The sequence below is a fragment of the Anabaena sp. CCY 9402-a genome (assembly GCF_963920945.1).
Classification (GTDB): domain Bacteria; phylum Cyanobacteriota; class Cyanobacteriia; order Cyanobacteriales; family Nostocaceae; genus Trichormus; species Trichormus minutissimus.
On the sequence record NZ_CAWUDL010000049.1, the window covers coordinates 40941 to 48385 of the forward strand.

Genomic DNA, 7445 nt, shown 5'->3' on the forward strand with positions numbered 1-7445 from the left:
TTGTAAGATTATGGCTAAAAGTAAAGGTGTCCGCATCATAGTGACACTAGAATGCACTGAGTGTCGGACAAATCCAGACAAAAGATCCCCTGGTGTTTCACGGTATACAACAACTAAGAACCGTCGTAACACTACCAACCGCTTAGAACTTGCTAAGTTCTGCACCCACTGCAATAAACATACCGTTCACAAGGAAATCAAGTAAAGATGAGTTATTATCGTCGGCGTTTGTCTCCAATTAAGCCTGGAGAACCAATTGATTACAAAGATGTTGACTTATTGCGGAAGTTTGTAACTGAGCGCGGTAAGATATTGCCACGTCGGATCACGGGATTGACTTGTCAACAGCAGCGAGAATTGACATTAGCGATTAAAAGGGCGCGGATTGTGGCATTGTTGCCATTTATTAATGCGGAAGCCTAATTTTTTGAGTCAGTGGCGAGAATTTTAGATTTTGGATGAGCGGGAAAAGCTACATAAATGGTGATATGTAGCTTTAGATTGTCTGAGTCCACAATCTAAAATCTCAGTCAGTGATAAAATCTTGTTCTACAGTTAAAATCATGAGATTTTGGGTTAAGTAGCAATTATTCAACTCCAAAATCTAAAACTTATTTGTTAACCAATAATAATAGCGAGAGTTGTGGAGAAGGGGACGCTAGTTGAATTTAGGGTTCAAGGCGATCGCCGTTTGGGCGTGATAGACCGTCCAGACGGAAAGACCCGTTGGTTTGTGGTAGATGAACGCGGTCAATCCCACAGCCTCGCGCCTAGACAAATTACATATACAGTTAACGGTAAAACTTACAAGTCATCGGAAATTCCAGCCTTTTTAGAAGAGGTCAAGCCTTATTTAGACCCCTCTAGCTTGGAAGTGGCTTGGGAATTGTTGGTAGAAGATGGGGAAACAGTCACACCATCCCAAATGGCTAATCTGCTGTTTTCCGAATCAGAATCAGCCTCTTGTTACGCTGCCCATTGCCTACTATCAGATGACAAACTCTATTTCAAGCAAAAAGGTGATGCTTACGAGCCGAGAACGACGGCGCAAGTAGCAGAACGCAAACACCAAATAGAAGTAGAAGCCCTCAAAGCTAGGGGACAGCAGGAATTTTTAGTCCGAGTAGAACAAGCACTGCAAGGTGAAGCCGTCGAGTGGCAACGACATGACCGCCAACGTTTAGAAGCTTTAGAAAAGTACGCAGCACTGTTGGCGGATATTGTCAGGGTGGGAGTCAACTATGATTCCCTAGCCCGTGCCTATCCCCCACCAGCCCCAGTTTTAGAAACAATGAATATGCTGGGGCGACCTGCAACCCCCCAAGGAGCATTTCAATTATTGGTAGATTTGGGGTGGTGGAGTGCGACTGAGAATTTATTCCTGCGTCGTTCTGCGATTCCCGTCCAGTTTCCTAGCAAGGTATTAGAAGTGGCGCAACAGCGTTTGGATGATCTGCCAACAGACTCAGATACAAATCGCCTTGATTTGACCCATCTGAAGGTCTACACAATAGATGATGAAAGCACCACTGAAATCGACGATGGACTGAGTTGGGAACAAGTATCAGATGGCAGAGAAAGACTGTGGGTGCATATTGCCGACCCCACCCGTTGGTTAGCACCAGAAGATGACTTAGACCTAGAAGCGAGAAAACGGGGTAGTACCGTATATTTACCTACTGGCATGGTTCCCATGTTTCCAGAGGTATTGGCAACTGGGCCAATGAGTTTGGTACAGGGAAAAGTCTGTTGTGCTTTGAGCTTTGGGATTATTTTAGATGCTCATGGTGGAGTAGAAGATTACACCATTCATCCCAGTTTAATTAAACCTACCTACCGCCTCACCTACGAAGATGTAGATGAGATGTTGCAATTAGGAGTACAAGCAGAACCAGAAATTGCGGCGATCGCCACTTGGGCAAAGAAGCGGAAAGTTTGGCGTTACAATCAAGGTGCAATCAGCATTAATATGCCAGAGGCGATGATTAAAGTTAAAGATGACGATATTAGTATCGACATCTTAGATGATTCCCTATCGCGGCATTTAGTAGCAGAAATGATGATTCTGGCTGGAGAAGTTGCAGCCCGTTACGGTCAAGAACACAACATTCCCTTACCCTTTCGCGGTCAGCCACAGCCAGAATTACCCCCAGACGAAGAATTACTCTTGCTACCGGCAGGATTTGTCCGTTCCTGTGCGATGCGGCGTTGTATGCCCAAGAGTGAAATGAGTATTACTCCTGTGCGTCACGCTGGTTTAGGCTTGAATACTTATACTCAAGCAACTTCTCCCATTCGTCGTTATAGTGATTTGCTGACTCACTTTCAACTTAAAGCCCACCTGCGGGGGGAAGTTCTGCCCTTTAGTGCCGAACAACTCAAAGAAGTGATGATGACTGTCACCAGCACCACCCAAGAGGTGACAATGGTAGAACGGCAAACCAATAGATACTGGGCATTAGAGTATTTACGCCGTCATCCAGAGCAGATTTGGCCAGTCACAGTTTTAATGTGGCTACGGGAAGACAGTAACTTAGCACTCATCCTGATAGAAGACTTGGGTTTACAGTTACCAATGATCTTCAAACGTTCAGTCAACCTGGGGGAACAGGTATGTGTAAAAGTTAGCATCTCTGACCCGCAAAAAGATGTGATTCAATTCCAAGAGATAATTTATCAAGAAGCTCAGATAGCAACAAATTGAGTTTTACCTGAATAATTGCTTTTTGAGATTTATGAATCTAAATTAAGCAATAGCGATTAGAAGTAATCATTTTCTAGCATACTTTGAGTTGAAGATATTGTAGTAAATGTAACTGCCTAGCTACTAGGATTTGAGGAAAGGAAAACAGAGACATTACCAAGTAACGCATCAGTAATAACTTCCAATAGATTAAGACCACGCTTAGATGCAGTGGAAAGAAAAGAACGAATATTGGCAAATGAAACCGCAAAATCGAAGGAGCGAAAACCACCGGAAATTTTCTGCTTACACTTCATCATCCGCAAGTCACGTTCTGCTTGATTATTGGTAAACGGAACATCCAGTTGTGTCAAAAACCGTAAAACATCATCAACATAATGAAAGAAGCCGCAACAATAGACCTATCTTTAAAATAAATTTTATAGGAAAATAAACAGAGAAGATAAAAAAGCGAGTATTAATAATGATAAGTCCCTTAAAAAGAATAGAATCATACCCAGAGGAATCTTAGACAATACTTTTGTGCGAGGTTTATGTAACGCACCTCAGTCTACGCGAAAAATACCAACTAGTAATTTGCCAATAACCAGTTGTGACTTGAACCTTATTTGGCAAGAGACTGACTATTACAAAGGTAGTAACGAACCTAATGGCTGTCCAGCAGGTTTTGGGTTGAGAGTGGTTTCTAATGTCACTGTCTGGGCGGATCGGATCGATTCTTTAGATCAGATTTTCAACGCTCAAGGTGTTTTAGAAGTTGATACACCTATTAAGTTTCGCCGAGTTTATCCCATTCCTGAACCCTCATTGATGTTAGGAATACTGGCGGTTGGTCTTTGGGAATCAAAAAAAGCTATTTCTAGTAAATTTAAACACAAATCCAAGAAGCATTCTAAGTAATTTTACTTCGTCCACAGATCAAAATCAGATTTAGGATGTGGGCGATATTATATCAAGCTGACAACGTCGCCACTAGTTCCTTTAAGCGATCGCGGCCATCTCGAAACACGCAAAATCAGGTTTTTAGTTATTGCAAGGGTAAGTATTCAACCGTATTCAACCACTCATCCGGCTCAGAAACCTGTGAAATTAGCTCTAAATCTTTGACGTACTGCCCAATTGTACCTCCCAACTGATGTCCAAAAATTAGCCCCGTAAATGGTTTGCCTTGGCGTTGCCACTCTTCAGCCATTGCTTTGAAACGAATATCTTGAGTGAAAATTACCTTTCCTAGCAGTCGAACACGTTCTAAAAGTTCATCATCGGGTAATTCATCTGCGTTATCCTCAATTGCCGTGATAACATCTACACCACGGCGACGGAGTTGATCAGTTATGGCTTGGGGAACATGAACATCCATGTATAGCTGAACTGTCACTATAAAAGTCCCTTAGCTTTCATTCGCACAACAAAAGGAGAGGCTGTAGCCTGAACTTTAGATTGCTGTGCTTGTTCCCATTCAGCACTAATTTCGCTGTCAATTTCCTCTTGATGGTCAAAATAATACCCCATTGCTGCGTAGGCTTCAGCCGGGTGTAAATAAGGATGTTGACGGCATATCTCCTCCACTGACCAGCCATACGCTAAATAATCCATGACAATTTGAGCGACTCGGATACGAGGAAGTCTTTGTAAGTAAGCAGGCTGACTCTCTGGCTTTTCTATGTGAGGGTAAGTTATTTGAGAGGTCATTGCAGTCTTTTCAGCTATCTAAAATCTCAATCTATCACAGAGCTTATCAAAATCAGGCTAGCCTCCAATTTATCCCAAAGTCGCCACTAGTTCCTTTAAGCGATCGCGTCCATCTCTAAACACTGACCAACCATCACCGACTAATACAGTTTCTACTTTCTCCAAGGCTGCTAATCTGCGAACTGAAGCCACAGCCTCGGCTTTATTCAGCAGCTTGTCATAGGGTAGGATACCTAAACTACCAGCTTTGTAGGCTCGCACCAAATCCCCGGTAATCAAGGTAGTTTCTTCTAGTAACAGTACCAACTCTCCCGGAGTTTTAGAACCTTGCATTTCCAGCACCTTTAGTCCGGGGACAAACTCATCACCATCAGCTAACCAGCGATCGCACATTAAGGGAAAAGACTCTTTTTCTCCCATAGGCGCGGCTATCTTCGCATAGGTTTGATCAGCGATTTCCTTAGCTGACCGAATATGGTCTGAGTTGGTGATGATAATCCAATCCACACCACCCAAGGATTCTAAGTGATTCCAATCATGATTTGATAGAGCCACAGGATCAATCAAGATGTTACCACCGGGACGAATCCAGGCAATCCCATTGAAATCAATATTTCTCGCCGGGTTGAAATGAGACCAGCCATATAGATCAGGACGGTGTAGAAATTTCATAATAATTCTGGCTCTATAGCTTTGATAGATTTATTCATAGGTCAGCATCAATAATCTACCATTCAAAGCTGTTTTGGTATATCAAATCAGGGATATGCAGGCGATCGCATTTATAGCGATTCTCATTTATATGCAATATACTCTGACCTCTCTCCAAACCTCTCTCCTACAAGGAGAGAGGCTTTGAAACTTACTCCCCTTCCCACAAGGGAAGGGGTTGGGGGTTAGGTCTGTATTGGACTCAACTGCAAACCGCTATATGATTTGCTGATCAGCACTTGATTCAAAATCAAGAGTTCTGGAATGATTACCCGCAGTTTTTGCGCCAGAATCTCTATCGTAGAAGCTTCTGTCACCAATCCAGGCACATCATCACTAGTGGCGACCCAGACTTCAGCTTCAGAATCCCAAAATGCGTCCACCTTAAATGTGATTTGTGTCATCATCGACTGCTTAAGAATTAGTTCAGTTTAAAATATTCACAGCTACATTAGTAATTATGGCAGCGATCGCTCTTTACACACCATGATTGCAGATCAAATCTCGGATATTGGTGTTCCCATCTCAAAAATTCCTGTTTTTATCTCAATACAGTGAAGATGAGCGATAATAAATGAAGCTAAAAGCCACGCCGAACTTATTGATAATTAATCAGCAACAAACAGAGAATTTGATTTATGTTGATTGATAAAATTATCCAAGAACTGCGAGATATTCCCGAAGATAAATTAGCAGAAATTTATGAGCTAATTCATAGCTTTCGCATAAATTTAGAGAGAGATTCATCGGCTGAGGAAACACCCACTGAAATAGTAATTGAAGGCATTCACCAAGGCATAAAAGAGGCATTGAGTGGACAAACTATACCCCTCTCAGAAATGTGGGAAGGTATTGATGCAGAGTGAACCACCAGCGATTCAAATCGCTCTTACTCCTCGTTTTAAAAAGGATCTACGAGAACTTGCTAAACGTTATCGTTCAATTAAACACAAAATACCGAGGGTTTGACTTATGCTGATTCAGAAAATTGTCCAAGAACTGCAAGAAATCCCCGAAGAAAAACTTGCAGAAATTTATGATATAGTTCACCACTTTCGCTTAGGTTTAGATCGAGAAGCTGCCCAGCCCCGCACCCCAGGAATACTAGCTGGAAAACTCAGCGATGCTTTTTTTGAGCCATTACCAGAAGAGGAACTTCAGCAATGGGAATGAGCTACCTGATTGATACACATATCCTATTATGGTGGCTCTTTGATGATCCAAAACTCGATACAGACTGCCGAAATATCATTCGCAATCCCGATAATCGCATTTTCGTTAGCAGTGCATCCCCTTGGGAAATTGCCACCAAATACCGCATTGGTAAATTATCAGAAGCAAAACAACTCGTTGAGCAATATTCACAGATATTACATCAGGCAAGATTTGTGGAACTTGCCATCACTTCAGCCCATGCAATCAGAGCCGGAAGCCTACCAATTGTCCATCGAGATCCTTTTGATCGCATGATTATGGCTCAAGCGGAACTCGAAAGTTTACCCATTATCACTTATGATGCAATCTTTCAAACTGGACTGATTCAGGTAATTCCCAAGCAAAATCATTGAAGAAGCGATCGCAAAATATGAGCAAGAAACTCAAATAGAAGATAATCCGAAGTAACGCTACACTGGGCGATCGCTTTTCACTCATTATAATTGCACCTCAAAGCTCGAAGTTCCATGTTCTCAGCTTGGTGTTCCGAGTTCCAAGCACAAAGTTTCGTGTTCTGAACTTGAAATGTCGAGTTCCAAGCTTGAAGTTTCGATTTCCGAACTCGGAGTTTAGTGTTTTTATCTCGAAACTTACAGTTCTAAGGCTCAACGTTGCAGGTTAGAACTTCATGTTTCGTGTTAATTTCTTCTTACTTGCTGGTTTTATCTGCTTCTTGACTCCAAACATATTTACGGCAGACTTCGCAAGCGGCTTTTGCCTCCTCAGTTTGCGGATTTGTGAAGATGGGATGATAACGCAACTTATCGCAGCAAACTTGCAACCACGCACGCCAGTCTCCATCCCACAACTGCACTGTGCCGTCACCATCCCTACTGACAATCGTCTGCCCATCCGCGCTAATGCCGACACAATAGACCTCACCCTGATGACCACGGAAGGGTTCAGCCAAGGGCAGACCTTGGAGATTCCACAACCGCACTGTGATATCTTCACCCCCACTGACAATCGTCTGCCCATCCCTGCTGATGGCGATAGAATAGACCCTACCTTGATGACCACGGAAGGGTGCAGCCAAGGGCAGACCTTGGAGATTCCACAACCGCACCATACCGTCTTTACCTCCACTGACAATCGTCTGCCCATCCCTGCTCATGGCGACAGA

General features: G+C 42.9%; 12 protein-coding genes and 1 pseudogene. 7 read left to right on the plus strand and 6 right to left on the minus strand.

Annotated features, from left to right (window positions below; genetic code table 11):
• Positions 1-10 precede the first annotated feature (10 nt).
• The 3 genes from rpmG to ACM0OR_RS18160 all read left to right on the plus strand — a co-directional run bounded on the left by rpmG (position 11) and on the right by ACM0OR_RS18160 (position 2704).
• Positions 11-205 carry a 50S ribosomal protein L33 gene (gene rpmG / locus ACM0OR_RS18150; protein ID WP_190700638.1) on the plus strand — a complete coding sequence of 65 codons (195 nt, stop codon included), beginning with the start codon at positions 11-13 and terminating at the stop codon, positions 203-205.
• Between the two features lie 2 nt (positions 206-207).
• Positions 208-423, plus strand: a complete 216-nt coding sequence (rpsR, locus tag ACM0OR_RS18155) for a 30S ribosomal protein S18 (protein WP_190700641.1) — start codon at positions 208-210, stop codon at positions 421-423.
• Positions 424-643: 220 nt separating this feature from the next.
• Positions 644-2704 (plus strand): ribonuclease catalytic domain-containing protein, encoded by a 2061-nt coding sequence (locus tag ACM0OR_RS18160; RefSeq protein ID WP_414574862.1) that lies wholly within the window; start codon positions 644-646, stop codon positions 2702-2704.
• Positions 2705-2820: 116 nt separating this feature from the next.
• On the opposite strand, the pseudogene ACM0OR_RS18165 reads toward ACM0OR_RS18160, so the two are convergent.
• Positions 2821-3081 (minus strand): annotated as a pseudogene (locus ACM0OR_RS18165) (IS66 family transposase); the annotation flags it as partial.
• Between the two features lie 145 nt (positions 3082-3226).
• Between ACM0OR_RS18165 and ACM0OR_RS18170 the strand changes: the two are divergent.
• Positions 3227-3604 carry a CpcT/CpeT family chromophore lyase gene (locus tag ACM0OR_RS18170; protein ID WP_414574863.1) on the plus strand — a complete coding sequence of 126 codons (378 nt, stop codon included), beginning with the start codon at positions 3227-3229 and terminating at the stop codon, positions 3602-3604.
• Positions 3605-3731: 127 nt separating this feature from the next.
• On the opposite strand, the gene ACM0OR_RS18175 is transcribed toward ACM0OR_RS18170, so the two are convergent.
• The 4 genes from ACM0OR_RS18175 to ACM0OR_RS18190 form a co-directional block, all read right to left on the minus strand.
• Entirely contained in the window at positions 3732-4082 is a 351-nt protein-coding gene (locus ACM0OR_RS18175; RefSeq protein WP_414574864.1) for a DUF5615 family PIN-like protein, read from the minus strand.
• Positions 4082-4396: a DUF433 domain-containing protein gene (locus tag ACM0OR_RS18180; RefSeq protein WP_414574865.1), complete on the minus strand. Its 315-nt coding sequence runs from the start codon at positions 4394-4396 to the stop codon at positions 4082-4084. Before ACM0OR_RS18180 ends, ACM0OR_RS18175 begins: the two co-directional genes overlap by 1 nt.
• Positions 4397-4465: 69 nt before the next feature.
• A complete protein-coding gene (locus ACM0OR_RS18185; protein ID WP_237988324.1) occupies positions 4466-5068 on the minus strand; it encodes an MBL fold metallo-hydrolase in 603 nt (200 codons plus the stop codon).
• 224 nt (positions 5069-5292) lie between these two features.
• Positions 5293-5511 (minus strand): DUF1902 domain-containing protein, encoded by a 219-nt coding sequence (locus ACM0OR_RS18190; RefSeq protein WP_414574875.1) that lies wholly within the window; start codon positions 5509-5511, stop codon positions 5293-5295.
• A 234-nt stretch (positions 5512-5745) separates the two neighbouring features.
• Here ACM0OR_RS18190 and ACM0OR_RS18195 point away from each other — a divergent pair, with 234 nt between their 5' ends.
• The 3 genes from ACM0OR_RS18195 (at position 5746) to ACM0OR_RS18205 (ending at position 6675) form a co-directional block, all read left to right on the plus strand.
• A complete protein-coding gene (locus tag ACM0OR_RS18195) occupies positions 5746-5973 on the plus strand; it encodes a hypothetical protein (RefSeq protein WP_414574866.1) in 228 nt (75 codons plus the stop codon).
• A 106-nt stretch (positions 5974-6079) separates the two neighbouring features.
• Positions 6080-6280 (plus strand): hypothetical protein, encoded by a 201-nt coding sequence (locus tag ACM0OR_RS18200; RefSeq protein WP_414574867.1) that lies wholly within the window; start codon positions 6080-6082, stop codon positions 6278-6280.
• Entirely contained in the window at positions 6271-6675 is a 405-nt protein-coding gene (locus ACM0OR_RS18205; protein WP_414574868.1) for a type II toxin-antitoxin system VapC family toxin, read from the plus strand. The genes ACM0OR_RS18200 and ACM0OR_RS18205 overlap by 10 nt, the downstream gene beginning before the upstream one ends.
• A gap of 296 nt (positions 6676-6971) precedes the next feature.
• Here the strand turns inward: ACM0OR_RS18205 and ACM0OR_RS18210 are convergent.
• The coding region (locus tag ACM0OR_RS18210) for a WD40 repeat domain-containing protein (protein ID WP_414577834.1) at positions 6972-7445 on the minus strand (474 nt) is incomplete at its 5' end.

Excerpts from the sequence above, each read along its gene's own strand:
- rpmG (WP_190700638.1), top strand. The coding sequence starts at position 11 with ATGGCTAAAAGTAAAGGTGTCCGCATCATAGTGACACTAGAATGCACT.
- rpsR (WP_190700641.1), top strand. The coding sequence starts at position 208 with ATGAGTTATTATCGTCGGCGTTTGTCTCCAATTAAGCCTGGAGAACCA.
- ACM0OR_RS18180 (WP_414574865.1), bottom strand. The coding sequence starts at position 4,396 with ATGACCTCTCAAATAACTTACCCTCACATAGAAAAGCCAGAGAGTCAG.
- ACM0OR_RS18185 (WP_237988324.1), bottom strand. The coding sequence starts at position 5,068 with ATGAAATTTCTACACCGTCCTGATCTATATGGCTGGTCTCATTTCAAC.
- ACM0OR_RS18190 (WP_414574875.1), bottom strand. The coding sequence starts at position 5,511 with ATGACACAAATCACATTTAAGGTGGACGCATTTTGGGATTCTGAAGCT.
- ACM0OR_RS18195 (WP_414574866.1), top strand. The coding sequence starts at position 5,746 with ATGTTGATTGATAAAATTATCCAAGAACTGCGAGATATTCCCGAAGAT.
- ACM0OR_RS18200 (WP_414574867.1), top strand. The coding sequence starts at position 6,080 with ATGCTGATTCAGAAAATTGTCCAAGAACTGCAAGAAATCCCCGAAGAA.
- ACM0OR_RS18205 (WP_414574868.1), top strand. The coding sequence starts at position 6,271 with ATGGGAATGAGCTACCTGATTGATACACATATCCTATTATGGTGGCTC.